Source organism: Haemophilus sp. THUN1692 (assembly GCF_059704395.1).
Genome location: NZ_AP046579.1, coordinates 97272 through 124129 on the forward strand (window position 1 = coordinate 97272; position 26858 = coordinate 124129).

25 protein-coding genes are annotated in these 26858 nt (G+C 37.4%); 19 read left to right on the forward strand and 6 right to left on the reverse strand.

Annotation, left to right across the window (positions count from 1 at the left end; translation table 11 throughout):
* The first annotated feature begins 84 nt into the window (after positions 1-84).
* The gene (locus tag AC6H0A_RS00490; RefSeq protein WP_005639466.1) at positions 85-447 is read left to right on the forward strand and encodes a YbaN family protein; all 363 of its coding nucleotides are present in this window, start codon (positions 85-87) and stop codon (positions 445-447) included.
* Complete coding sequence (locus tag AC6H0A_RS00495; protein WP_005639468.1) at positions 440-1981, forward strand: peptide ABC transporter substrate-binding protein; 1542 nt, start codon at positions 440-442, stop codon at positions 1979-1981. Before AC6H0A_RS00490 ends, AC6H0A_RS00495 begins: the two co-directional genes overlap by 8 nt.
* A gap of 320 nt (positions 1982-2301) precedes the next feature.
* On the opposite strand, the gene ribA is transcribed toward AC6H0A_RS00495, so the two are convergent.
* A complete protein-coding gene (gene ribA / locus AC6H0A_RS00500) occupies positions 2302-2952 on the reverse strand; it encodes a GTP cyclohydrolase II (protein WP_005639470.1) in 651 nt (216 codons plus the stop codon).
* Positions 2953-3021: 69 nt separating this feature from the next.
* On the opposite strand from ribA, the gene AC6H0A_RS00505 reads away from it, so the two are divergent.
* The 7 genes from AC6H0A_RS00505 (at position 3022) to gdhA (ending at position 9815) form a co-directional block, all read left to right on the forward strand.
* Complete coding sequence (locus tag AC6H0A_RS00505; RefSeq protein ID WP_005639472.1) at positions 3022-3747, forward strand: phosphatase PAP2 family protein; 726 nt, start codon at positions 3022-3024, stop codon at positions 3745-3747.
* Positions 3748-3810: 63 nt separating this feature from the next.
* Entirely contained in the window at positions 3811-4725 is a 915-nt protein-coding gene (gene nagK, locus AC6H0A_RS00510; RefSeq protein WP_070046999.1) for an N-acetylglucosamine kinase, read from the forward strand.
* Positions 4726-4908: 183 nt separating this feature from the next.
* On the forward strand, positions 4909-6348 hold the full coding sequence (locus AC6H0A_RS00515; RefSeq protein WP_005639475.1) for an alanine/glycine:cation symporter family protein: 1440 nt from the start codon (positions 4909-4911) through the stop codon (positions 6346-6348).
* A gap of 171 nt (positions 6349-6519) precedes the next feature.
* Positions 6520-6747 carry a twin-arginine translocase TatA/TatE family subunit gene (gene tatA / locus AC6H0A_RS00520; protein ID WP_005629124.1) on the forward strand — a complete coding sequence of 76 codons (228 nt, stop codon included), beginning with the start codon at positions 6520-6522 and terminating at the stop codon, positions 6745-6747.
* Between the two features lie 3 nt (positions 6748-6750).
* Positions 6751-7311, forward strand: coding sequence for a Sec-independent protein translocase protein TatB (gene tatB / locus AC6H0A_RS00525; protein WP_005639477.1), 561 nt, complete (start codon positions 6751-6753; stop codon positions 7309-7311).
* A 9-nt stretch (positions 7312-7320) separates the two neighbouring features.
* Complete coding sequence (gene tatC / locus AC6H0A_RS00530) at positions 7321-8091, forward strand: twin-arginine translocase subunit TatC (RefSeq protein WP_005639479.1); 771 nt, start codon at positions 7321-7323, stop codon at positions 8089-8091.
* A gap of 374 nt (positions 8092-8465) precedes the next feature.
* Entirely contained in the window at positions 8466-9815 is a 1350-nt protein-coding gene (gene gdhA / locus AC6H0A_RS00535; protein ID WP_005639481.1) for an NADP-specific glutamate dehydrogenase, read from the forward strand.
* A 106-nt stretch (positions 9816-9921) separates the two neighbouring features.
* On the opposite strand, the gene fur is transcribed toward gdhA, so the two are convergent.
* The 3 genes from fur to AC6H0A_RS00550 form a co-directional block, all read right to left on the reverse strand.
* Entirely contained in the window at positions 9922-10365 is a 444-nt protein-coding gene (gene fur / locus AC6H0A_RS00540; protein WP_005639483.1) for a ferric iron uptake transcriptional regulator, read from the reverse strand.
* A 29-nt stretch (positions 10366-10394) separates the two neighbouring features.
* Positions 10395-10919 (reverse strand): flavodoxin FldA, encoded by a 525-nt coding sequence (gene fldA, locus AC6H0A_RS00545; RefSeq protein ID WP_005639485.1) that lies wholly within the window; start codon positions 10917-10919, stop codon positions 10395-10397.
* 99 nt (positions 10920-11018) lie between these two features.
* Entirely contained in the window at positions 11019-11801 is a 783-nt protein-coding gene (locus AC6H0A_RS00550; protein WP_005639487.1) for an alpha/beta fold hydrolase, read from the reverse strand.
* A 69-nt stretch (positions 11802-11870) separates the two neighbouring features.
* Between AC6H0A_RS00550 and seqA the strand changes: the two genes are divergently transcribed.
* From seqA to lpxM, 7 genes are all read left to right on the forward strand, one after another.
* Complete coding sequence (gene seqA / locus AC6H0A_RS00555) at positions 11871-12482, forward strand: replication initiation negative regulator SeqA (protein WP_005635399.1); 612 nt, start codon at positions 11871-11873, stop codon at positions 12480-12482.
* 2 nt (positions 12483-12484) lie between these two features.
* Positions 12485-13846 (forward strand): o-succinylbenzoate--CoA ligase, encoded by a 1362-nt coding sequence (gene menE, locus AC6H0A_RS00560; RefSeq protein WP_044232033.1) that lies wholly within the window; start codon positions 12485-12487, stop codon positions 13844-13846.
* Between the two features lie 16 nt (positions 13847-13862).
* Positions 13863-17189, forward strand: coding sequence for a mechanosensitive channel MscK (mscK, locus tag AC6H0A_RS00565; RefSeq protein ID WP_005639494.1), 3327 nt, complete (start codon positions 13863-13865; stop codon positions 17187-17189).
* A gap of 10 nt (positions 17190-17199) precedes the next feature.
* Entirely contained in the window at positions 17200-18273 is a 1074-nt protein-coding gene (aroC, locus tag AC6H0A_RS00570; protein ID WP_497512219.1) for a chorismate synthase, read from the forward strand.
* A gap of 245 nt (positions 18274-18518) precedes the next feature.
* Complete coding sequence (mepA, locus tag AC6H0A_RS00575) at positions 18519-19379, forward strand: penicillin-insensitive murein endopeptidase (RefSeq protein ID WP_005639498.1); 861 nt, start codon at positions 18519-18521, stop codon at positions 19377-19379.
* Between the two features lie 17 nt (positions 19380-19396).
* The gene (locus AC6H0A_RS00580; protein WP_005639500.1) at positions 19397-20164 is read left to right on the forward strand and encodes a TSUP family transporter; all 768 of its coding nucleotides are present in this window, start codon (positions 19397-19399) and stop codon (positions 20162-20164) included.
* Positions 20165-20210: 46 nt separating this feature from the next.
* The gene (gene lpxM / locus AC6H0A_RS00585) at positions 20211-21167 is read left to right on the forward strand and encodes a lauroyl-Kdo(2)-lipid IV(A) myristoyltransferase (protein WP_005639502.1); all 957 of its coding nucleotides are present in this window, start codon (positions 20211-20213) and stop codon (positions 21165-21167) included.
* A gap of 1 nt (position 21168) precedes the next feature.
* On the opposite strand, the gene hypT is transcribed toward lpxM, so the two are convergent.
* Positions 21169-22056, reverse strand: a complete 888-nt coding sequence (gene hypT / locus AC6H0A_RS00590; RefSeq protein WP_005639504.1) for a hypochlorite stress DNA-binding transcriptional regulator HypT — start codon at positions 22054-22056, stop codon at positions 21169-21171.
* A gap of 229 nt (positions 22057-22285) precedes the next feature.
* On the opposite strand from hypT, the gene cuyB reads away from it, so the two are divergent.
* The 3 genes from cuyB (at position 22286) to selD (ending at position 25473) form a co-directional block, all read left to right on the forward strand.
* On the forward strand, positions 22286-22978 hold the full coding sequence (gene cuyB, locus AC6H0A_RS00595) for a cysteate racemase (protein WP_005639506.1): 693 nt from the start codon (positions 22286-22288) through the stop codon (positions 22976-22978).
* Between the two features lie 14 nt (positions 22979-22992).
* A complete protein-coding gene (locus AC6H0A_RS00600; protein WP_005639508.1) occupies positions 22993-24297 on the forward strand; it encodes an anaerobic C4-dicarboxylate transporter in 1305 nt (434 codons plus the stop codon).
* A 135-nt stretch (positions 24298-24432) separates the two neighbouring features.
* Complete coding sequence (gene selD / locus AC6H0A_RS00605) at positions 24433-25473, forward strand: selenide, water dikinase SelD (protein ID WP_080567370.1); 1041 nt, start codon at positions 24433-24435, stop codon at positions 25471-25473.
* Positions 25474-25524: 51 nt separating this feature from the next.
* Here the strand turns inward: selD and serS are convergent, their stop codons facing one another.
* Positions 25525-26814 (reverse strand): serine--tRNA ligase, encoded by a 1290-nt coding sequence (gene serS / locus AC6H0A_RS00610; protein WP_179230885.1) that lies wholly within the window; start codon positions 26812-26814, stop codon positions 25525-25527.
* Positions 26815-26858: the final 44 nt, after the last annotated feature.

The following is a 26858-nucleotide window of genomic DNA, read 5'->3' on the forward strand; positions in this document are numbered from 1 at the left end:
TGACGGCAAATTCTATAATATCAAGGTTGAAAAATCTAAAAAATCAGTAATAATGGTTCGCATTTTCTTTTTATTAGGAACATTATGAAGTTTATTTACATTGTTTTAGGTTTTCTTTCTCTTGCACTTGGCATCATTGGAATTTTCCTTCCTATTTTACCGACCACGCCTTTTTTATTACTTACTTTATTTTTCTTTGCAAAAGGTTCCAAACGCTTAGAACAATGGTTTTTAGGCACAGGTATTTATCAAAAACATCTTAAGTCTTTTAATGAAAATCGATCATTAAAGAAAAATACCAAAATTTATATTTTGAGTTTTTCGACCACAATGTTACTTATTGGTTTTTATTTCACGCCAAGCGTAATAGGGCGTAGCGTTATTGCTGCATTGATTTGTATTAAGTATTGGTTCTTCTTGTTTTGGATTAAAACTGAAAATGAATAATTTTCTAGCTTTGTGCCAGCGAAGTACGGTTATTTTTTCCATTATTTTTACGGTGGTAGCTTGTGATAAATTGGATAATCCCAAGACTGTTTTGCCACAAGTTGAGGCACCGAAAAATACTCAATTGGAATCTAACCGAGCTGAATTAAAACGCGGTGTTTATGGCGATCTTACTTTGCAACCTTGGCAAGCACAAAGCGAAGAACAAACGCAATTATTACGCGATCTGTTTGAAGGTTTAACGGCTTATGATGCGCAAGGTAATCTTATTCCTGCCGTAGCAGAAAGCTGGCAAACTAAAGATAATAAAACATGGATTGTCACTTTGCGTGAAAATGCCAAATGGTCAAATGGTGAAGCTGTGACTGCTTCTGATTTTGTACAATCTTGGCAAGCTCTTTCCCAATCTGAAAGTCCACTTAAAAATTATTTGGCTTTCATGAATCTGAAAAATGCGAAGGCAGTATTGGAAAAGGCGCTAACTGTTGAATCGCTTGGATTATTCGCCGAAAATGACCGCACTTTACGCATTGAGTTAGATAAAGCATCGTCATATTTACCTTCTATGTTGGCGCATATCAGCCTTTTGCCTCGCTATACGAAATCGACTGAAACCCTTATCAGCAATGGTGCCTATCAGTTACACAGTCAGGCTGAAAATCAGTACATTTTAACAGCCAATCCTTATTATTGGGCAAAAGAAAAAGTAATATTTCAGCAAGTGAAGTATCAAAAAATTACAGCAGATGCAGATTTGTCCGATTTTGATGTGGTATTGAATCCGAAAAAAACTGATCAGAATATCCAAGATTATCCGCAACTTTGTACTTACTTCTATGAGTTTAATCTTGCCGATCCTATGTTGCAAAAAAGTGCGGTAAGAAAAGCGATTGCTTCGATGGTTTCTACGAAAAATTTGGTTGCCGATATTACCCATCTTCATCCAAGTAATACTTTTTTGCCTAAATCTATGCTAGGTGAGCAAGAATCTGTTTGGGAGCCCGTTGTTGCAGAACAGCTTCTTTCCAAAAATCAAATTAGTGAAACTCACCCGTTGAAATTACGCATTCGTTATGATGATTCGTCTCTGAATCAAACCATTGCAACGCGATTAAATCGCCAATTATCGCAATCAGATTTATTACGAGTTGAAAATCAAGGAATGAGTTGGCAAGAATTGCAAACAGCTCGCACAAAAGGCGATTTTCAATTAATTCGATCTGGCTGGTGTGCTGATTTTAATGATCCTGTCGCTTTCTTAAATTTGTTTTATTCAAAAAGCCCTGATAACAAAAATGGCTATAAAAATGCAGAATTTGATCGTTTATTTGAAAGTGCAATGACGACAACATCCGAAAAAGTGCGGTTAGAAAATTACGCGAAATTAAAAGGGATAGTTCAACAAGAATATTTAGTATTACCCATTTTTCAATATAGTATGCCAGTTTATCTCGCGCCAAGTATAATGGGCGCACAAGTAAATTCTGTTGGAACTATTTATAGTAAAGATTTGTGGCGAAAGGTTAAAAATTAGTAATCGCGCTTGCAATTAAGGAGATAATTCTTTAAGATTGGAGGCATTGGGGACAACTCCGACATCGTCCCCGTAGCGATTATCTTAGATAACTGCACCAGAACAGCTAACTAAACAACAGATAATCAAGAAAATGAAAAAGAGCGTTTTTTTCATTTTACTTACTCCTGATAAGCCCCGATCTTTGGAATACGAGACGGGGTTTCTCGTTTTTAGCAATATGCTAAAAAATCTTTTGATTATTCCATGGCATAAAGTTTAAATAAAAAAGCCACACTGTTCAATATAACAGTATGGCTTTTTTTACATGTATTATTTTATTAAATAATCTCTTCTTGGCAATGTGGACAGGTCATTAAATGTTGTTCATCATTGTTATGCACAATGTAATGCCCCATTTTTTTCGCTTTGGTATCAAGATATTTTGTGTTGTAGCGGTTTTCTCCCACATTAAGAGGAACTCGTTCAACCACGTTGATACCAGCTTTTTTCATGGTTTCTACTTTTTCTGGGTTGTTGGTCATCAAGCGAACTTTTTTTACACCAAGTAGCTCGAACATATCGGCACAGACTTCGAAGTTACGTTCATCTGCTTTGAAGCCTAAAGCAAGATTGGCTTCAATCGTATCCATTCCTTTATCTTGTAAAGAATATGCTCGGATTTTATTAATCAAACCAATTCCGCGGCCCTCTTCACGATGATAAATTAAGACACCACGACTTTCTTCTTGAATTTGTTTTAATGCTGTCGCCAGTTGGAACCCACAATCGCATTTTAAGCTGTGAAGTGCATCGCCAGTTAAACATTCAGAATGGATGCGTGCTAACACAGGTTCATCAACATTAGAAATATCACCCATTATTAAAGCTACATGTTCTTTTTTGGTATCTGGAAATTCAAATCCCACCATTCTGAAAATACCATATTCAGTAGGTAAATTGGCTTGCGCAACTAGCTGAATTTTTGCCATAAAGTGATCCTTATTCGTAGTCATTTCTGTTAGAATGCGCGCATTATTTTTTATTATTAAGGGGCGAGCATGTTTAAAAGGTTGTCATTATATACGTTATTACTTTGTCTTGTACCATTTTTTATTTGGGGTATTTCCTATCAGTGGCATGGCAATAGCCAATTAACTGAAGCTGATTATTGGCTTTATTTGCTCACTGAAACGGGTAGTGTACCTTATGCGTTGATCACCTGTGTGTTGTTTACGCTTTTGTTCGCGTTTTTATTTAAAAACCCAAAACAATGGCTATTAGGCGTAATTGTGATGGGGATTTCAGTTATTGCCACTCAAGCAGCAAAAACGGGGGCAAAAGCATTGTTTGAAGAACCTCGTCCGTTCACCGTTTATCTAGCTGAGCAAACTCATTCAACGCCTGAAAACTTTTATAAAAATGACTGCACTTTGCGTGCAGAAATCGCTAAGGATTTTTATTCGATGGATGCTATCACACCAGCTTGGTTAGTTCATCATTATGAAAATGAAACAGGGTATTCGTTTCCCTCAGGACATACGATTTTTGCAGCAACTTGGCTGATGCTTGCTGTTGGCTTTACTCAATTATTAGGTAACCGTTCTTTTAAAGCAAAATTGCTGGTGGCGGGCATTGCGGTGTGGGGCTTATTGATGTTGATTAGCCGTGTACGATTAGGCATGCATTACCCAATAGATTTATTAGTCGCGACATTGCTGGCATGGTTGATTAATAGCATTATTTTTGCCTTTTTAAAGAAAAAGGCGATCTTCGTCATAAAATAATGATTTAAGTGTGGTTAAAATTTTGGCTAATTTTAACCGCACTTCTTTATAAAGGAGCAGATTATGTATTATGGTTTAGATATTGGTGGCACGAAAATAGAGCTTGCCGTATTCAATGAAAAATTAGAAAAATTATATTCTGAACGGGTACCAACACCTAAAACTGACTATGAGGAATGGCTTAATACGATTGTGGATTTAGTGAATCGTGCTGATGAAAAGTTTGGTGAGGTGGGCACCGTAGGTTTGGGCGTACCTGGTTTTGTGAATCAACAAACTGGATTAGCCGAAATTACTAATATTCGTGTGGCAGATAATAAACCAATTTTACGCGATTTGTCTGTGCGTTTAGGCCGTGAAGTGCGGGCAGAAAATGACGCAAATTGTTTTGCGTTATCTGAAGCATGGGATGCGGAAAATCAGCAATATCCGACTGTACTTGGTTTAATTCTTGGAACTGGTTTTGGTGGTGGCTTTGTTTTAAACGGTAAAGTTCATTCAGGTCAAGTGGGAATAGCGGGAGAGCTTGGCCATTTACAACTAAATTATCATGCCTTGAAATTATTGGGATGGGATAAGGCCCCAATTTATCAATGCGGTTGTGGCAACAAGGCTTGTTTGGATAATTATCTGTCTGGTCGCGGTTTTGAAATGCTTTATCAAGATTTGAAAGGCGAAACATTATCTGCTCGTGAAATTATTTATTTGTTCTATCAAGGTAATGAAAGTGCGGTAGATTTTGTGAATCTTTTTGTTGAGTTGGCGGCGATTTCTATTGGCAATATCATTACGGCATTTGATCCGCATATGGTTGTGTTAGGTGGTGGATTATCTAATTTTGACTATCTTTATGAGGCCTTACCAAAAGCACTCCCGCCTCATTTAATGCGGACAGCAAAAGTTCCGCCAATTAAAAAAGCAAAACACGGCGATTCCGGTGGTGTGCGTGGTGCGGCAGCGTTGTTTTTAACCAAATAATTCAACAAACTAGTGGGCGTGTTCAAATAATACGCCCTTTATTTTTGAAAAATATTTAGAATATTCTAAAATTATTAGATTTTTTCTTGTTTGTGTTTCTTTTCTTTAGTGAAATTATTAAAAAATCTCGCCTTTTCATTAAAAACCCATACAATCAAATTATTTATCGCTTGAGGGATGATTATGGAATTTGAATTTTCAAAAATGTTAGAAGAAGTGCTAACTTGGATAGTCGCACACCTTGATGGACCTTTATGGGATGCCACAATTATTATTTTGCTTGGGACTGGTCTATTTTTTACCATTACAACAGGATTTGTTCAGTTCCGTTTATTCCCAGCAAGCCTTCGTGAAATGTGGTTTGGTCGTGCGGTGGAGGGCAGTTCGTTAACACCTTTTCAAGCGTTTACGACAGGTCTTGCGAGCCGCGTTGGTGTGGGTAACATTGGTGGGGTTGCAACGGCAATCGCCTTGGGAGGCGAAGGCGCAGTGTTTTGGATGTGGGTAACGGCATTTATTGGTATGTCGAGTGCTTTCGCTGAATCTACCCTTGCTCAATTATTTAAAATTCAAGATAAAGATGGCTCATTCCGTGGTGGTCCCGCTTATTATATTGTGCAAGGTTTAAAATCACGTTGTATGGCGGTGGCTTTTGCACTTGCATTAATTTTTACATTTGGTTTCGCATTTAATTCTGTGCAGGCTAACTCCATTGTGGAAGCAACCAGCAATGCGTGGAATTGGAAAGGGGAATATGTCGGTATTTCATTAGTAATTTTGACCGCACTTATTATTTTCGGTGGCGTTAAGCGTATTGCGATTATTTCGAGTAGTCTGGTTCCAATGATGGCGCTTTTCTATTTGATTATGGCGGTGATTATTCTTGGCATGCATATTGATATGATCCCTTCCGTGATTCATCGTATCATTCAAAGTGCATTTAGTTTTGATGCTGCAGCTGGCGGAATGTTTGGTGCTCTGGTATCAAAAGCAATGATGATGGGAATTAAACGCGGACTATTCTCTAACGAGGCTGGTATGGGTTCTGCGCCTAATGCGGCAGCGGCAGCTCACGTTAAGCATCCTGTTAGTCAAGGCTTAGTACAGATGTTGGGTGTGTTTGTTGATACCATGATTGTTTGTTCTTGTACTGCCGTGATTATTTTGCTTTCAAATAATTATGGTAGCGAAACGCTAAAAAGTATTTCACTTACGCAAAATGCCTTGCAATACCACATAGGCGAATTTGGGATGCATTTCCTAGCGTTTATCTTATTGTTATTCGCTTATTCTTCTATTATTGGCAACTATGCTTATGCGGAAAGCAATATCCGTTTTATCAAAAATAAACCTTGGTTTGTATTTTTGTTCCGTTTAATGGTGCTATTCTTCGTGTATTTTGGTTCGGTTCGTTCAGGCAATGTGGTCTGGAATTTCGCAGATACGGTAATGGCAGTCATGGCAATCATTAACTTGATCGCAATTTTGATGTTGTCGCCAATCGTATGGAAATTGATGAAGGATTATCAACGCCAGCTTAAAGAAGGAAAAACACCAGAGTTTAAAATTGACGACCACCCTGAATTGCGTAAGAAAATATTTGATTCCCGCATTTGGAAATAAGTATGAAATGGCTAGAAAGAAATTTTTAGCCATTTTTAGTTTATTATATATTGCGTTTTATCATTAATATTGTGATAAATTGAAAATAATCCCCGATAGCTATTGTTCTACGTGGGTAAAAAGGGTATATTCCGACCCAAATTTTTTCTTTTCTACAGAACGGAGTTTATTATGTTTGGTTTATCCCCTGCTCAAATGATTATCTTATTAGTGGTCATTTTATTGGTTTTTGGTACGAAAAAATTAAGAAATGCGGGTTCAGATCTTGGCGCAGCAGTGAAAGGCTTTAAGAAAGCAATGCAAGATGACGAAAAAGCAAAAGATGCAGAATTTAAGTCTATTGACAATAATGCAACATCTGCAAAAACTGAAACTACAAAAGAGAAAGAACAGGCTTAATCCGTGTTTGATATTGGTTTTTCAGAACTTGTGTTGTTAATGGTGGTTGGTCTAGTTGTTCTAGGGCCGAAGCGTTTGCCTGTCGCTATTCGCACAGTGATGGGCTGGGTGAAAACGATTCGTGGTTTAGCTGCCAATGTGCAAAATGAGTTGAAACAAGAACTAAAATTGCAAGAATTACAGGATAGTATCAAAAAAGCTGAATCTTTAAACTTACAAACCCTTTCACCAGAATTGAGTAAAACGGTAGAAGAATTAAAAGCTCAAGCAGATAAAATGAAAGCAGAGCTAGAAGATAAAGCGGCTCAAGCTGGTACAACAGTGGAAGAGCAAATTAAAGAAATTAAAAGTGCGGCTGAAAATGTAGAAAAGCCTCAAAATGTAGCATTAACTGAGGATTCTACAGAAACTTTACCTGAAGCAGAAAAAACACCTGCAGATTTAACCGCACTTGAAGCCCACGAGCAGGCAGAATTGACTGAGCGTTTATCTGATTATTATCCGCCAGATGAGATTGAAATCGCTCCAGCACCAAAATCTCAATCTTCAAAAACTGAATCATAGCGAGTTTTTATGAGTAATGTGGATGAATCTCAACCTCTAATTACACACCTTGTTGAGTTAAGAAACCGTTTATTACGCTGTGTGATTTGTGTGATATTGGTTTTTGTCGCATTGGTGTATTTTTCCAATGATATTTATCATTTCGTTGCTGCACCTTTAACGGCTGTTATGCCAAAAGGTGCGACGATGATCGCAACCAATATTCAAACGCCTTTCTTTACGCCAATTAAATTGACAGCGATTGTTGCTGTTTTTATTTCTGTTCCTTATTTGCTTTATCAAATTTGGGCTTTTGTTGCGCCTGCATTGTATCAACATGAAAAACGGATGATTTATCCGTTGCTATTTTCAAGTACGATTTTATTTTATTGTGGCGTGTCTTTTGCTTATTACGTTGTCTTCCCGTTTGTATTTAGTTTCTTTACACAAACTGCGCCAGAAGGCGTTGCTATTGCAACAGACATCAGCAGTTATTTAGATTTTGCTTTGGCATTGTTTTTAGCGTTCGGGGTGTGTTTTGAAGTACCGATAGCTATCATTCTACTTTGCTGGACTGGCGTTACCACTGTGAAGGCTCTTTCCGAAAAACGTCCTTATATTATCGTTGGAGCATTTTTTATCGGTATGCTTTTAACGCCTCCTGATATTGTCTCTCAAACTTTACTCGCGGTGCCGATGTGCTTGCTCTTTGAACTTGGTCTATTAGTAGCTCGTTTTTATCAACCAAAAGACGATGAAAGTGCGGTTGAAAACAACGATGAATCAGAAAAAACAGAATAATGAATCGATTAATATATTAAATAGGGGCTTAGCCCCTTTTTTATTTCATTGATGATATTGTCGCGTTGCTTTTTCATAAAACAATATCTTTTCTTTATTCACGAATAAATGTGATTTATAGCTTAGTAAAAGTTTCGTATTTTCACCTAAAACATCATCATTTTATTAGATTATTATCTTTATTTTTATTTTTTATTTAATAAATGTGGTGGTTTTTTAGATAATTTCTTTCCATTTTGTTTTTCTTTAAATTTCCTTCATGAAAATTATTGCAACGTTAAATCAGTCATTGCATATTGTCAGTGCGCCCCATGAGGCGAACATAATAAAAAACACAATACACACAACATCAACAACAAAGAAGGAAATTCATTATGTCAACAGTTACTTCCTTAGATGCATTCTTAGCACAAGTCGCTCAACGTGATGGTCATCAACCTGAGTTTTTACAAGCGGTGAGAGAAGTATTTACTTCTATTTGGCCCTTTTTAGAAGCTAATCCTAAATATCGTTCAGAGGGATTATTAGAACGTTTAGTCGAGCCTGAACGTGCATTTCAATTCCGTGTAGCTTGGACCGATGACAATGGTCAGGTGCAAGTTAACCGTGCATTCCGAGTGCAATTTAATAGTGCAATTGGTCCATTTAAGGGCGGTATGCGATTCCATCCATCAGTAAACTTATCTATTTTAAAATTTTTAGGTTTTGAGCAAATTTTTAAAAATGCTTTAACTACATTGCCTATGGGCGGAGCAAAAGGTGGTTCAGACTTTGATCCAAAAGGGAAATCAGATGCTGAAGTCATGCGTTTTTGCCAAGCATTGATGGCTGAACTGTATCGCCATGTCGGGGCGGATACTGATGTGCCTGCAGGTGATATTGGTGTTGGTGGGCGCGAAGTTGGTTATTTAGCTGGCTATATGAAAAAATTATCAAACCAAGCAGCATGTGTCTTTACTGGGCGTGGATTATCTTTTGGTGGGAGTTTAATTCGTCCAGAAGCAACGGGATATGGGTTAGTTTATTTTGCTCAAGCCATGTTGGCTGAAAAAGGCGATAGTTTTACGGGTAAAGTTGTATCAGTTTCTGGTTCTGGTAATGTGGCGCAATATGCCATTGAAAAAGCATTATCGCTTGGTGCAAAAGTGGTGACTTGCTCTGACTCATCAGGCTATGTTTATGATGTTGAGGGATTTACTACTGAAAAATTAGCCGCACTTTTAGAAATTAAAAATGTAAAACGTGGTCGAGTAAAAGATTATGCAGAACAATTTGGTTTACAATATTTTGAAGGTAAACGCCCTTGGGAAGTCAAAGTTGATATTGCGCTTCCTTGTGCAACTCAAAATGAATTAGAACTTTCAGATGCTCAACGTTTAATTAAAAATGGCGTGAGATTGGTCGCTGAAGGTGCCAATATGCCAACTACCATTGAAGCAACAGAAGCGTTACAGGCTGCAGGTGTATTATTTGGACCTGGTAAAGCGGCTAATGCTGGTGGTGTGACAACTTCTGGTTTAGAAATGGCGCAAAGTTCACAACGTTTGTATTGGACTGCAGAAGAAGTGGATGCAAAATTGCATCGAATCATGTTAGATATCCACGCAAACTGTAAAAAATACGGTACGATTGAAGGACAAGAAAATATCAATTATGTGGTAGGGGCAAACGTAGCAGGCTTTGTTAAAGTCGCTGATGCTATGTTGGCACAAGGTGTTTATTAATGCTCAAAATTTCAAATAGAAAATAACCGCACTTTAAAAAAGAGAGGTTATTTTTTAGGATAAAATTTGAATATAAGAAAGGCGACATTGGGTCGCCTTAGTTATGTTATTTATTTGAATTGTTTTCATCGCACTTATTGATATCACTACATTTACCGTAAAGATATAAACTGTGTGCTTTTAATTTAATACCATACTGTTGGCTAATTTCACGTTGACGTTGTTCGATGATATTGTCACTGAATTCAAATACTTTTCCGCAATCTTCGCAGATAATATGATCATGATGTTCAGTTGGTACTAGCTCAAATACAGATTTGTTCCCTTCAAAATTGTGACGAATTAGAATATGAGCCTCGTCAAATTGATTTAATACTCTGTAAACGGTCGCTAAGCCAATTTCACTCCCTTGATCAAGCAGGATTTTGTAAACATCTTCAGCTGAGAAATGTTCGTTTTTGTGTTCTTGCATTAAGCTAAGAATCGTTAAACGAGGTTCAGTGATTTTTAATCCAGCTTTTTTAAGTAATTTAATGTTTTCTTCAGACATAAAGTTCCCTTCCTTTTATGTGAAAAATTCTAAGCGAGCTCGGCTAAACACATTTCATCGTAAATTTGTTTACACCATTTTTCTACACGTTCTGCCGTGAGTTCAGGTTGGCGATCTTCATCAATACACAACCCAATGAAAGTTCCATCTTCTAACAATGCTTTTGATGCTTCAAAAGTATAATCTTCAGTTGGCCAGTTACCCACAATGATTGCGCCGTGCGGTTCTACGATGTCGCGCACGGTGCCGATAGCATCGCAGAAATAATCGGCATAGTCTTCTTGATCGCCACAGCCGAAAATACCTACGAGTTTATCTGTAAAATCGATTTCTTCTAGCGTTGGGAAAAAATCATCCCAGTCAGCTTGTGCCTCGCCGTAATACCAAGTCGGAATACCGAAAAGTAAGAAATCGTATGCTTCAATATCTTCTTTGCTACTTTTTGCAATATCACGAATATCGATTAAGTCATTACCTAATTGTTTTTGGATCATTTTCGCGATGTTTTCGGTATTGCCTGTGTCACTGCCATAAAATAGACCAACAACTGCCATTTTTCTTTCCTTTTAAAATTTAACGTATTGATTATAAATAAGGGAATATACCCTAAATTATGTGGGAGTATACTACAAAAGTATTCTCATTTAAATTAATTAATTCTTATTTACAAATCGCTCTATCGCACGTATAACAAATTCAGGTTTTTCAGCATGCACCCAATGCCCACAACTACTAATAGTAAAAGACGTCGCATGAGGAAATTGTTCTAAAATTTTTTCGCTATTCTCTATTTTTATATAAGAAGAATTTCCGCCTTTGATAAACAGCGTCGGCGTGAGTACATGCACCTTTTCCCAATCCATAATGTTAGCGTAATTGTTGAAAAGTGCGGTGAGATTAAAGCGAAAATAATCAGGTGAATTGGGTTTAAAAGATTTCAGCATAAATTGCACGACATCCTGATCGTCAATTTCCTTTTCTAAGAGTGGTTTAGTTTCTTGACGAGTTTGAGGGGCTGCATTTTTTACAGCGAATAAGCCATTAAACACATCTTTATGTCCAAATCCTTCGTAAGGCAGGGGGGACATATCAATTACAATTAATTTTTCGACTAATTCAGGGCAAAGTGCGGTGATTTTCATGGCGGTTTTTCCCCCCATAGAATGGCCAATTAATATCACTTTGGATAAATTTAAGTGGCGAATTACCGCGATAACATCTTCAGCCATAAGTTGATAATTCATTTTTTCCGAATGAAAACTATGGCCGTGATTTCGCAGATCTAGGCGTAAAATATTGTAATTTTCGCTAAAAGCTCTCGCAATGATGCCAAGGTTATTCATATCCCCGAATAAACCGTGAATAAAAACTAAAGTTGGAGAATTAATCGTTTGTTTTACTTGATGAAATTGATAATTGAGCAATGAATTTGCCATAATTTTTGCGTGAGAATTTGTAAAGAAGTCGCTATAATTAAAAAAATTCTAGCAAACAGAGAGAAAAAAATGAAGATCATTGAAGTTGATGAAGAATTATACCAATACATTGCGAGCCAAACCCGCTCTATTGGGGAAAGTGCTTCGGATATTTTACGCCGTTTGCTTAATTTACCAGCACATGCGAGTGTTTTCGCCGATGACTTAACATTTGCTCCAGCTGAAAATAACGAAAAAACAGAATCAAAAGTAGAAGTACAGACTGAACCAGCTAAGTCAGAAAGTGTAAAACCGACGAAAAAACAGCCGATAACTGCAATTAATCAGATCGTAGAAAAAGTTCAAACGTTGTTGAACTCGACAGAATTTCAAGAAGAAGGTAAAGCTGTTACGCGTTTCTTAGCCATTCTGCGCGTGCTTTATCGCACTAATCCTGAGAGTTTTGCGCAAGCCACAGAATCTTTGCAAGGTCGTACGCGAGTTTATTTTGCACGCGATGAAGCAACATTGTTAATGACTGGCAATCATACAAAACCAAAACAAATTCCAGATACGCCTTATTGGGTTATTACTAATACAAACAGTGGCCGTAAAATGCTGATGTTGGAAGGCGCAATGCAATCAATGGATTTGCCTGAAAGTTTAATTGACGAAGTGCGGGCATATTTCACGGTAAATTAATGATGTATCCTTGGCAAGCCTTTGCTATCCACCCTAAGTTTTCTCATAAAATCGCCTTGCGCACTGCACAGGGCGATATTTTTAATTGGGCGCAAGTAGCCGAGAAAGTGAATCAAACCGTTTCCTTCTTACTAAATAAAGGTGTAAATCCAGAAAGTGCGGTTGCTTTTGTTGGAAAAAATACAGAGAACATTTTATTTTTATATCTTGCTACAATCCAACTGGATGCAAAAATTCTAGGTATTAACCCTGCGTTTCCTCAAGAAAAAATTACAGAATTGTGTAATGTTCATCACATCGATTTTTGTTTTTCTGATGAAGATTTGAGGGATTTTCCAAAAGCTGATGTAGTTATACAAAAAGCTGATTTCTTTCGCCCAGCTACAATGACGCTCACGTCTGGCTCGACAGGTTTGCCAAAAGCGGTAGTGCATAATGTTAAAGCACATTTAGATAATGCGAAGGGCGTATGCGAATTGATGAAGTTTGATAGCGAACATTCTTGGTTACTTTCCTTGCCGTTATATCATGTTTCAGGACAAGGTATTGTTTGGCGTTGGTTGAGTTGTGGCGCTGAATTGCATTTTCCGAAAACGGATTTTTATGCTTCATTATTGGAGGCGACTCACGTTTCTCTTGTGCCAACGCAATTACAGCGTTTATTAGATTATTTACAGGAAAATCCGAGTATTTCATTTTCTACGCGTCATATTTTACTGGGCGGTGCGCATATTCCGACAGAACTTACTCAGAAAATGGTGAAATATGGCATCGAAACTTATTCTGGCTACGGCATGACGGAAATGGCGTCTACGGTTTTTGCTAAACAATCTGATGAAAAACAAGGCGTAGGGCAACCGTTATTAGGTCGAGAATATCGTTTGGTGAATGATGAAGTTTGGCTAAAAGGCGCTGGTTTGGCGATGGGATATTGGAAAAAACGACAAATTTTTCCATTAACGAATAGCGACGGCTGGCTTCAGACAAAAGATAAAGGTATTTTGCAAGAGGGCGAGCTGGTTATTATCGGACGACTTGATAATATGTTTATTTCTGGCGGTGAAAATATTCAGCCAGAAGAAATAGAGCAAGTGATGCTGAAAAATGCTATGGTGAAACAAGTTTTTGTTTTGCCCAAAGCCGATCATGAATTTGGCTATCGCCCAGTTGCGATTGTTGCTTTGAATGAACCCTTTAATCAAAGTGCGGTCGAAAAACTCACTGAATTTTTACAAGATAAATTGGCTCGCTTTAAACAGCCAATAGCTTATTATGAATTACCAGTAGATTTATCTGCTGGCGCAATAAAAATATCACGTAAAGTGCTTGCCGATTGGTTAGCAAAACAAATAAACGAACAATAAAAAATACAGGTAACTTATGAAAACATCACGTTTTTTTACCGCACTTTTAGCTACAGCTTTAATTGGTTGGGCGACGGTGCATCCAACATTTGCTGCAAACAAAAGCAAAATATTATTACCTACGGAGCAAGAACTCACTACTGATTTAGCCGATGCACAAAAAATGGCTGACGGTGATGTAAAAACTGCGCTTATTAATGAATTGCAAACCTCTTTAGATTTATTGCAACTCATTCAAACTCAACAAAAAAATAATGAAGATTTACATGATGTTTTAGCCCATGCTGATAGTGAAATTAAGAAAAATAATGCAGATTTATTGGCGTTTAAGAAGCAGTTAGAACAATCTAAATCAGTCGATTATCAAGCTCAAAATTTAGCAGATTTACAGGCTACATTAAGCAAACTTAATGTTCAACAGCAGGAAACCCAAACTGCATTAAGTAAAGTGAATATTCAATTAGCGGGGCAAAGTTCTGTATCTGAGCGTGCACAAACCAGTCTTACTGAGAATTTGAAACGCACACAAGAAATTAATCAACAATTAGCCGATAGCAATCTTACAAAAACTTTACGTCAAAAAAATCAAATAGAATTACAGTTGATTGATTTAAAAAACGCTTACAACCAAGATTTATTGAAAAATAGCGATCAGCTGACATTGCTTTATCAAAGCCGTTATGATTTGTTGAATGCTCGTTTGCAACGGCTACAACAACAAATTGTGGCGATCCAAGAAGTGATTAATCAGAAAAACTTGGCGCAAACTCAAAACCAAGTCGAACAAGTTCAGCAACAGCAACAAAATAGTGCGAAAAATGCTTATATTCAGAAAGAATTGGCACGTAATGCAGAGTTGAGTCAATATTTGTTGCAACAAACGGAAAAGACGAACATCTTGACGCAAGATGATTTAAGAATGCGTAATGTGTTTGATAGCTTAACTCAAACTCAACATACCATCGAGGAGCAAATTAGCGCATTACAAGGTACGTTGGTGCTTTCTCGTATTATCCAGCAACAAAAACAAAAATTACCGACGAACTTAAATATTCAAGGTTTATCAAAACAAATTGCGGATTTGCGTGTTCAAATTTTCGATATTACTCAAAAACGTAATGAGCTTTATGATTTAGACGCGTATATTGCTAAAGTCGAATCAGATGAAGGTGAAAAATTTACTAACACCGAAAAAATACAATTAACTAATTTATTGACTGAGCGTCGTAAAATGAGTTCTGACTTAATTAAATCATTGAATAATCAACTTAATTTAGCCATTTCTTTAGAGCTTACTCAGCAACAAATTACTCAAATTAGTGATCAAATTCAATCAAAATTGGAGCAACAAAGTTTCTGGGTTAAGAGTAATAATCCGATCAATTTAGATTGGTTTGCTGAATTGCCTCGAGCATTTATGGCGCAAGTTGATGGCATTGTAAAAAAAATTGGTTTACCAACAAATTACAGTAACTTGCCTTACTTATTGATGTATTGCTTGGGCTTGTTTGTCGTGGGTGGCGCTATTTTTAAATTTAAAGATCGCATCAAACAACATCTGTCAAAAATTAACGGCGAAATTAACCGATTAAAATATGGTAATCAGTGGAATACTCCACAAGCTTTATTGCTTACTGCATTTTTAACGCTTTCTGGAACTTTATGGTTTTTAGCCATTTGTCAAATGCTTGGTCTCTTCTTTATGAAAAATCCAACTGAGTTTTGGGATTGGTCGTTTAGTATGGCGGGCTATTGGTGGTTCTTCACGTTTTGGCTTTCTTTATTCCGCCCGAATGGGGTTTTTGTCCGCCACTTTGAATTTTCTCAACAAAGTGCGGTGCGTTTTCAAAGTGTAATTAAACGTATTGTTGTAGCAGTTGTTTTATTACTGAATACATCAGTATTTAGTAACGTAACTGATTATGGTTTAGCAAATGATGTGATTGGACAAGTAAATACGATTGTTTCATTGCTGTTTTGCATTATTATCATCGCCCCACGTTTCAAGAATGTGCTACGTTCTTACGAAGATGAGAAAAAAAACCATAACCACATTATCGTCAAAATTGTTCAATTTGGTTTACAGATTATTCCTGTTGGCTTAGTGCTATTAGTCGCATTGGGATACTATTACACTGCGTTGAATTTAATACAGCATCTGATTAATTCTTATATCGCATGGTGTGTGTGGTGGTTAATTCGTCAAGTTATTTATCGTGGTATTACTGTATCTTCTCGTCGCTTGGCTCATCGTCGTTTAGAAGAAAAACTCCGTCAAAAACAAGCAGGCTTTAATGATGGTTCGACATCCGATGATGTTGTTGTTCTGAATGAAAAAGAAGAAGGTTTAGCGTTAAATGAAGTGCGTAGTCAATTATTACGTTTTGCTGATCTCTTTATTTGGACTGCGTTGATTGGAATTTTCTATTACGTTTGGTCAGATCTTGTCACGGTGGCAAGTTATTTGCGTGAAGTGACCTTATGGCAGCAAACAACAACTACTGAAGCAGGTACAGTGACAGAAAGCATTACTTTATTTAATCTTCTTGTTGCCTTAGTTATCGTAGGGATTACTTATGTATTGGTACGTAACATTTCGGGTATTTTAGAAGTATTGATTTTCTCTCGCGTGAATCTTTCACAAGGTACGCCCTATACCATTACGACGTTGCTCATTTATATTTTTATCGCTATTGGTGGCGCGTGGGCATTTGCAACCTTGGGTATGTCTTGGTCAAAATTACAATGGTTATTCGCCGCACTTTCTGTTGGCCTTGGTTTTGGTATGCAAGAGATTTTTGCTAACTTTGTTTCTGGTATTATTTTGTTATTTGAACGCCCAATTCGAGTAGGCGATACCGTTACAATTAATGGCGTGAGCGGGACCGTTGCAAAAATTCGTATTCGTGCAATTACGTTGATTGATTTTGATCGTAAAGAAGTGATTGTGCCAAATAAATCTTTTGTAACAGGGCAGGTAATTAACTGGGCACTTTCTAACACTATGACGCGTTTAGTGATCAATGTTGGTGTCGCTTATGGTTCTAATCTTGAATTAGTGAAGAAATTATTGCTACAAGCCGCAAATGAGCAGACAACAGTATTAAAGGATCCTGAACCAAGAGCCTATTTCTTGAGTTTTGGTGCCAGCACCTTGGATCACGAATTGCGCGTTTATGTTGCTCAACTTGCTGAACGTACAAATACGATTGATGCACTTAATCGCCGTATTAATGAGCTCTTTGCAGAAAACAATATTGATATTGCATTTAACCAACTTGATGTTTTTATCAAAAATAATGATACTGGCGAAGAAATGCCTTTTATTGAAGTAAAAAAATAAGTGAGAAATTATGGCTGGTAACACAATCGGACAACTTTTTCGTGTGACAACTTTTGGGGAGTCACATGGTATTGCATTAGGCTGTATCGTTGATGGGGTACCGCCAAATCTTGAATTATCAGAGAACGATATTCAGCCAGATTTAGATCGTCGTAAACCCGGGACATCTCGATATACCACGCCGCGCCGTGAAAACGATGAAGTTCAAATTTTATCTGGTGTGTTTGAAGGAAAAACCACAGGCACAAGTATTGGAATGATCATTAAAAATGGTGATCAGCGTTCGCAAGATTATGGCGAGATTAAAGATCGTTTTCGCCCTGGTCATGCAGATTTTACCTATCAGCAAAAGTATGGAATCCGTGATTATCGTGGCAGTGGGCGTTCGTCAGCACGTGAAACAGTGATGCGAGTGGCAGCGGGAGCGATTGCAAAAAAATATTTACGCGAACATTTTGGTATTGAAGTCCGCGGTTTTTTAAGTCAAATCGGTCATGTGAAAATTGCGCCGCAGACCATCGGAGACATTGATTGGGAAAAGGTAAACAGCAATCCATTCTTTTGTCCTGATGAAAGTGCGGTAGAAAAATTCGATGAATTGATCCGTGAACTTAAAAAAGAAGGGGATTCTATTGGCGCAAAACTTACCGTTATTGCAGAAAATGTTCCAGTCGGATTAGGTGAGCCAGTATTTGACCGTTTAGATGCGGCTCTTGCCCATGCATTAATGGGAATTAATGCAGTAAAAGGCGTCGAAATTGGCGATGGTTTTGCAGTGGTTGAACAACGTGGAAGCGAACATCGTGATGAAATGACCCCCGATGGATTTGAAAGCAATCATGCCGGTGGCATTTTAGGGGGAATTAGTTCTGGTCAACCGATTATCGCCACGATTGCGCTAAAACCGACTTCAAGTATTACGATACCTGGCCGTTCAATCAATCTTAATGGTGAATCCGTAGAAGTTGTAACAAAAGGTCGACACGATCCTTGTGTGGGGATTCGAGCTGTACCCATCGCAGAAGCCATGATGGCAATTGTCTTATTAGATCATCTATTATGTTTTAAGGCACAGTGTAAATAATCCTGTACCTAGGGTAGTATACTCTAGGTTAATTCTTTAGGGTAAATGGATAGTTCTTCAATAGGACTGAACCTAGGGTAAGTGTACCCTAGGTTAGTTTGATATTACCCCTTTGGGATAGGGTGTAAAGTTCCCCAAAGGGGAACTATTTTTCTAACCGTGGGTATACTTACCCATAGCAAAACCTAGGATATACTTACCCACGGTAAGACTGAGGATATGCTTACTCAAGGTAAAACCTTAGAATGAATAAAATTTTATTAAAAACAACCATAATTTTTACCGCACTTTTCTCTCTGAACGTTGTTGCATCTCCTCTCGATTGGCAAAAAGTGAAACGTCCTATTCCAAGTGACGATGGGAAAGCAAAACCTATTGGAAGTTATACCAACGGGTGTATTATTGGAGCACAAGCATTACCGCCGAAAGGGGAAGGTTACCAAGTAATTCGTATGAATCGCAATCGCTATTATGGCCATCCAAATATGATTCAGTATCTTGAACGTTTGGGACAACGCGCTAAAGCTTCTGGGTTGCCAACGATGTTAGTGGGAGATATTGCCATGCCAGGTGGCGGACGATTTTTAACTGGCCATGCTAGCCATCAGATGGGATTAGATGCGGATATTTGGTTAAGAATGGGCGAAATGTCAGATGCCGATGCACTGAATTCTGATGGTAAAGGTTTATTAGTTGTAGATAGAAAGGCACAACGAGTAGATGAGCGCGTGTGGAATAGCAATCATGCGACGTTAATCAAATTAGCCGCGCAAGATCCAAGTGTGACGCGTATTTTTGTTAATCCTGCGATTAAGGTAAAATTATGCCAAACCGCTGGCAATGATCGCGGTTGGTTACACAAAGTTCGTCCTTGGTATGGTCACGATTCTCATTTTCATGTTCGTTTAACTTGCCCAGCTGATGCGTCTTATTGTGAAAATCAAGCCCCCGTTCCTCCCGGTGATGGTTGTGGAGACGAATTATATTCTTGGTTTGAGCCGCCAAAACCAGGCACTTCAGTGAGTAAACCTAAAGTTGCACCACCAGAACCGTTTTTGTGCCAACAAATTTTGAACTCACCGAATCGGAGTGAATGGTTAGAATAGAATTAAGGTAAATCAATATGGATATCGGAATTGATCTTTTAGCAATATTATTTTGTGTTGGTTTTGTCGCATCATTTATCGATGCAATTGCTGGCGGTGGTGGATTAATCACCATTCCAGCGTTGCTTATGACAGGTATGCCACCAGCAATGGCGTTAGGCACCAACAAATTGCAAGCAGTGGGAGGGGCATTATCTGCAAGCTTTTATTTTCTGCGAAAAAGAGCGGTCAATTTACGCGATATTTGGTTTATTTTGATTTGGGTTTTCTTAGGTTCTGCCCTAGGTACATTATTGATTCAATCAATTGACGTGGCGATTTTCAAAAAAATTCTGCCTTTTCTGATTTTAGCCATTGGTCTATATTTTTTATTTACCCCTAAATTAGGTGATGAAGATCGGAAACAACGATTAAGTTATCTGTTATTTGGTCTTTTAGTTAGCCCATTTTTAGGTTTTTATGATGGTTTCTTTGGTCCTGGTGCTGGGTCAATTATGAGTTTAGCTTGCGTCACTTTGCTAGGTTTTAATCTTCAGAAAGCAACGGCGCATGCCAAAGTGATGAATTTTACTTCTAACTTCGCTGCTTTTATATTTTTCTTATTTGGCGGGCAAATTCTTTGGAAAGTGGGTTTCGTGATGATGGCTGGGAGCATTTTAGGCGCAAACTTAGGTGCCAAAATGGTGATGACGAAAGGTAAAATCTTGATTCGCCCAATGGTTGTTATTATATCTTTCATGATGACAGCTAAAATGGTTTACGATCAGGGTTGGTTTCATTTTTAATTCGGAAAGCTCGTAAAAGTGCGGTTAAAATTAATTTCATTTTATTATGTCGGATAATCAACAAAATTTACGTTTGACGGCGAGAGTGGGCTATGAAGCGCACTTTTCATGGTCGTATTTAAAGCCTCAATATTGGGGAATTTGGCTCGGTATTTTCTTTTTATTGTTGTTAGCATTTGTGCCTTTTCGTCTACGCGATAAATTGGCGGGAAAATTAGGTATTTGGATTGGGCATAAAGCAAAGAAACAGCGTACGCGCGCACAAACTAATTTGCAATATTGTTTCCCTCATTGGACTGAACAACAACGTGAGCAAGTCATTGATAAAATGTTTGCGGTTGTTGCACAAGTTATGTTTGGTATTGGTGAGATTGCCATCCGTTCAAAGAAACATTTGCAAAAACGTAGCGAATTTATCGGTCTTGAACATATCGAACAGGCAAAAGCTGAAGGCAAGAATATTATTCTTATGGTGCCACATGGCTGGGCGATTGATGCATCGGGCATTATTTTGCATACTCAAGGCATGCCAATGACTTCTATGTACAATCCACACCGTAATCCATTGGTGGATTGGCTTTGGACGATTACACGCCAACGTTTCGGCGGTAAAATGCATGCTCGCCAAAATGGCATTAAACCTTTTTTAAATCATGTTCGTAAAGGCGAAATGGGTTATTACTTACCAGATGAAGATTTTGGTACGGAGCTAAGCGTATTTGTTGATTTCTTTGGGACTTATAAAGCGACATTGCCAGGATTAAATAAAATGGCAAAACTTTCTAAAGCCGTTGTCATTCCAATGTTTCCTCGTTATAACGCTGAAACGGGAAAATATGAAATGGAAATTCACCCTGCAATGAATTTAAGTGATGATCCTGAACAATCAGCCCGAGCAATGAACGAAGAAATAGAATCTTTTGTTACGCCAGCACTAGAGCAATATGTTTGGATTTTGCAATTATTGCGTACAAGGAAAGATGGCGAAGATCTTTACGATTAGATTATTTTCTATTATCTAGAGATTCCCAAAATTGCTCGGCATACATATTTAATCTTGTATTTATTCGATAGATATATGCCTTTATTGGAATAATCAGTTCATTATCATCAAGAATAACTAGTTTATTCTGCCTTAGTTCCTCTTTTATTGAGTACTCTGGTAACCAAGCTACTCCTTGCTTGTTTAAAACCATATTTTTTAATAACTCACTCATAGAAGAAACAAAAATCGTTCTAAAATTAAGATGTGAGTAGAGATTTAGTTTTCTATTTACCAATCTTCCCATATAAGAATTTTTTGTATAATTAAGTAATGGGGTCTCTTCTTTAGAAAAAGAAAATTCAGGTTCTTTATCTTTATTTAATGCACTTACAGGATATAGATTTGATTCTAATATTTCTTTTGATAAAAAAGGTTCTTGACGTAATAGATCATCATAAAATGAAAAAATAAAATCACTTTTTCCTTCAACCAAAGTTTTTACTGTTTGATCAACATCAATTGCTTCAACGGAATAAATAAATTTCTGATGTGATTGACCAATATCATGAATTAACTTTGGCATTACAGATAAAGATAGGGAATGCGCAGCTGCAAAAGTTATATTCGGTTTTTTTTGTGTATTCTGCCCTAATAATTCATCAAGATTATACTGTAACTGTTTTAAAAGGTTTCTAGCTTGCGAATGAAATAATTTTCCTTCTTCTGTAAGTTGAAGTGGGACAGAGGATCTATCGAAGAGTTTTACACCAATAGATTCTTCAAGAGAAATTATTCTCCGGCTAAAAGCTGATTGCGATAAATTTCTATGTTCTGCTGCCTGTGAAAAATTGCGTGTATCTTCCAGTATTAAAAAATCTTCCAACCATTTTGTTTCAATATTTTTCATTTATTATTTCTTCCTATGTTAATTTTGCATACCTTATTCTTAAATATGTAATAGCTTATCACTTTTTGTTTTTTATCGTATTGATTTAAATCATTATTTTGCACATTTGTAATATGTATAATTTATGCTATGCAATATTTGCATTGGTGTGCGATTTGTTGCATTTCTCTTATTTCATTAGATTTTGTTAAAAATAAATAACCCAAAGATAAATAGGAGAATTTTTCTTATGAAGAACATTATTGGTATTTTAGGTGGAATGGGGCCAGCAGCAACGGCAGATATGTTTCAGAAATTTATTCAATTTACACCAGCTCATTGTGATCAAGAACATATTCCTCTTGTTATTTCGTCTATTCCTGATATTCCCGATCGTACAACTTCCATTTTGCGTGGAGGAGAATCACCACTACTTGCAATGGAGGAACGCATTTATGGGTTAGAAAATGCGGGTGCTAAATGTATCCTAATTGCCTGTAATACTGCGCATTATTGGTATGATGAACTAAAAGAGAAATGTCATGTTGATATGTTAAATATTATTGATTCAACAATTAATGAAGTTCTACAAATGGGTAAAACAAAGATTGGTATTCTTGCTACTGATGCTACTTTAGCAACAAAGTTATATCAGAAAACATTAGAAAAATATGGATTAATTTGTCTTCTTCCCAATGAAGAACATCAAAAATCGGTCATGGAAAGTATTTATTTATATAAGAGCGGAGAGATTCAAAAAGCTGAAGAATTAATGTTAATACAACGTGATGAACTTATTCGTTACGGTGCAGAAGTAATTATTCTAGGGTGTACGGAAATCCCATTGATCCTAAAAAATGCAATGAGAGAGCAACCTACACTTTATGAGGATTCTACAGCAGCATTAGTTAGAGCTGCTATTCGTTGGTATCAAACTCATTGATTAAGGAGATGACTATGGTCTGGGTTGAAATTTTTGTTGTTCTAGCCTCTATTGTACTTGGCCTTAGATTTGGAGGTATTGCCATTGGTTTATTTGGTGGTCTTGGACTTGCTATCTTAACGTTGGGCTTAAGACTACCAATAGGATCTGTTCCAATAGATGTTATTTTGATCATAATGTCTGTATCTCTTTCAGCAGCAACATTGCAAGCTACAGGGGGAATGGCATTCTTAGTTAATTACGCAGAAAGATTAATGCGTAAAAATCCCAAACATATAAATTTTATTGCGCCAATGATTACTTGGTTAATGACCATTTTTGCAGGTACTGGATTTATTGTTTTTTCTACATTACCTGTCATTGCTGAAGTTGCAAAAGAATCTGGAATTAGACCATCCAGAGTTTTATCTGGAGCGGTTGTATCATCTCAGTTAGCTGTTGCAGGCTCACCAATTAGTGCAGCAATGGCAGCAATGATCACTATTATGGAAAATAATTCTGTTACATTTTTCCAAGTTATGGCCGTTTGTTTACCTGTATCTTTTGTGGCTTCAATGGTAGCTGCATTTGTAGCTTCTAAACAAGGTTGTGAGTTAAAAGATGATCCTGTGTATTTACAACATTTACAAGATGGATTAGTTTCTAAGACAGAATATAAAACAAGTGATACACCTAAATCAGCTAAGATTTCAGTACTAATTTTCTTATTGGCTACAGTTGTTATTGTATTATTTGCAACACTACCGTCTTTAAGACCTGTGTATGAAAGTGGTAAAGCTATGGGAACAAGAGATATTATCGTTGTAGTAATGCTCACTTCGGCTTGTTTGATGCTAGTAACAAGTAAAACGAAACCCGAAGCCGTTGTTACAAATTCAACATTTAGATCAGGAATGAGCTCCGTAGCAGTTATTTTGGGGATCGTTACATTAGGTATTACATTTGTTGACGCTCATTTAGGAAATATTAAAGAAATTGCAGGAGATGTATTACATACATATCCAATGCTACTTGCACCAGTATTGTTTTTTACTTGTGCACTATTATACTCCCAAGGTTCTACAACCCCATTAATTATACCTCTTGCAGTTGCACTAGGAGTACCTAATTGGGCTATTTTAGGATCTTTCGTTGCAGTTACTGGTATTTTTCTTTTACCAACTTATCCTACTTCATTGGCAGCTATGGAAATGGATACGACAGGAACTACTAGAGTTGGTAAATATATTTTAAATCATCCATTTATGTTGCCTGCATTATTAGGTGTTATAGCTGGTGTTGCATTTGGATTTGCTTGGGCACCAATAATCGTTAAATAAAGTAACCCAATTTTAGGTAGGGAGGTTATCCTCCCTATTTTATTTTGGATAAAATATAATAGAAGGTCTTATAATATGTCAGGTAAATATAAGAGCAGATTCTCGAAAACGAATATTCAACAAGGTAAATAAGAAATGGAAGAAAAAATTCGGCTGACGCAATACAGCCATGGTGCAGGTTGAGGCTGTAAAATTTCGCCTAAGGTGTTAGGGACAATTTTACATTCAGAACTGGAAAAATTTTATGATCCAAATTTGCTCGTTGGCAATGAAACCGCAGACGATGCAGCGGTGTATGATCTTGGTAATGGAACTGCAATTATCAGTACCACAGACTTTTTCATGCCGATTGTAGATGATCCTTTTGATTTTGGACGAATTGCCGCAACCAATGCCATCAGTGATATTTTTGCTATGGGCGGTAAGCCGATTATGGGAATCGCTATTTTAGGTTTTCCAACTAATGTATTACCTGCAGAAGTTGCACAGAAAATTGTTGATGGCGGTCGTTTTGCTTGCCATCAAGCGGGTATTGCTTTGGCGGGTGGACATTCCATTGATTCACCCGAACCTATTTTTGGTTTAGCGGTGACAGGCGTGATTGACACTGAAAAAGTTAAACGTAATGCGTCTGCAAAATCAGGTTGTAAGCTTTATATGACGAAACCGCTTGGTATCGGTATTTTGACGACGGCGGAGAAAAAAGGAAAACTAAAACCAGAACATCAAGGTTTAGCTACTGCCGCTATGTTCCAAATGAATTACATTGGCAGCCAATTTTCCCAAGTGGATGGCGTAACAGCAATGACGGATGTCACAGGATTTGGTTTACTTGGTCATTTAATTGAAATCTGTGAAGGTTCAAATCTAAGTGCGGTAGTTTTTGCGGACAAAATTAAAACCTTGGACGGCGTAAAAGATTATATTGCTCAAGGTTGCGTCTCGGGTGGAACAGGGCGTAATTTTGAAAGTTATGGGCATAAAGTGGGTTTATTAACGGAAGAACAAAAAGCGATTTTGTGCGATCCTCAAACATCTGGCGGTTTATTAGTGGCAGTTGAGCCTAATAGCGTTCAAACGGTCATTGAAATAGCCAAAGAAGCGGGGATTGATTTATATGAAGTGGGTAAATTAAACTCTAAATTAGAATCTGACGTCGTCGTTGAAATAGCTTAATAAAAAAGCGTGGAAATTTGAAAATCCACGCTTTTTTATTTTATAGAAGGATTATTTTCCGATAACGTCTAATCCGCCCATATATGTACGCAGTACTTCTGGCACGGTGATTGAACCATCTGCATTTTGATAGTTTTCAAGCACAGCCACTAAAGTACGACCAACAGCTAAGCCAGAACCATTTAAGGTGTGCACTAAGCGGGTTTTCTTATCCCCTTTTGCTTTACAACGTGCTTGCATACGGCGAGCTTGGAAATCCCACATATTTGAGCAAGAAGAAATTTCGCGATAAGTATTTTGTGCTGGTACCCAAACTTCTAAGTCGTAAGTTTTGCAAGAGCCAAAGCCCATATCGCCTGTGCAAAGTAGAACTTTACGATACGGAAGATTTAATAATTGCAATACTTTTTCCGCATGACCAGTTAATTCTTCGAGTGCTTCCATTGATTTATCTGGATCAACGATTTGTACCATTTCCACTTTATCAAATTGGTGCATACGAATTAAACCGCGAGTATCACGACCGTAAGAACCTGCTTCTGAACGGAAACATGGCGTATGTGCGGTCATTTTTATTGGTAATTCTGCTTCATCAATAATCACGTCACGCACTAAATTAGTGACTGGCACTTCTGCAGTTGGAATTAATGCGTAAGGTTGTTCGCCTTCTAAGGCTAAAGTATGGAATAAATCTTCACCGAATTTTGGTAATTGACCTGTTCCATAAAGTGTTGCGTGATTTACTAAATAAGGCACATAGGTTTCTAAATAGCCATGTTGTTCAGTGTGAAGATCTAGCATAAATTGTGCTAATGCACGGTGCATTTTTGCGATTTGACCTTTCATCACAGCGAAACGAGCACCCGCTAATTTAGCCCCTGCGGCAAAATCTAAGCCATTTGTTTCTTCACCCAAAGTGACATGATCTTTCACTTCAAAATCAAATGAACGCGGAGTGCCCCAACGTAAGATTTCTTTATTTTCGGTGTCATCTTTGCCTAATGGCACTTCGTCTGCTGGTAGATTTGGAATACTTAATGCAATTTGATTGATTTCTGCAAGTACCGCATCTAATTGTACTTTTGCTTCAGTCAATTGGTTACCCATATTATCCACTTCAGCCAATAATGGCGCGATATCTTCACCACGCGCTTTGGCTGCACCAATGGCTTTGGAGCGAGTATTACGTTCAGCTTGTAAGTTTTCTGTGGTGACTTGTAAGTTCTTGCGTTGTTCTTCTAATGAGGTGAGTTTTTCTGTATCAAGAATAAAGTTACGTTTTACTTTTAATTTTTCTGCGACTTCCGCTAAATTATTACGGAGTAAATTTGGATCGATCATGGTATTTCCTTGCTTTTTTCGTTGAAATGAAAACGGTTTTATTC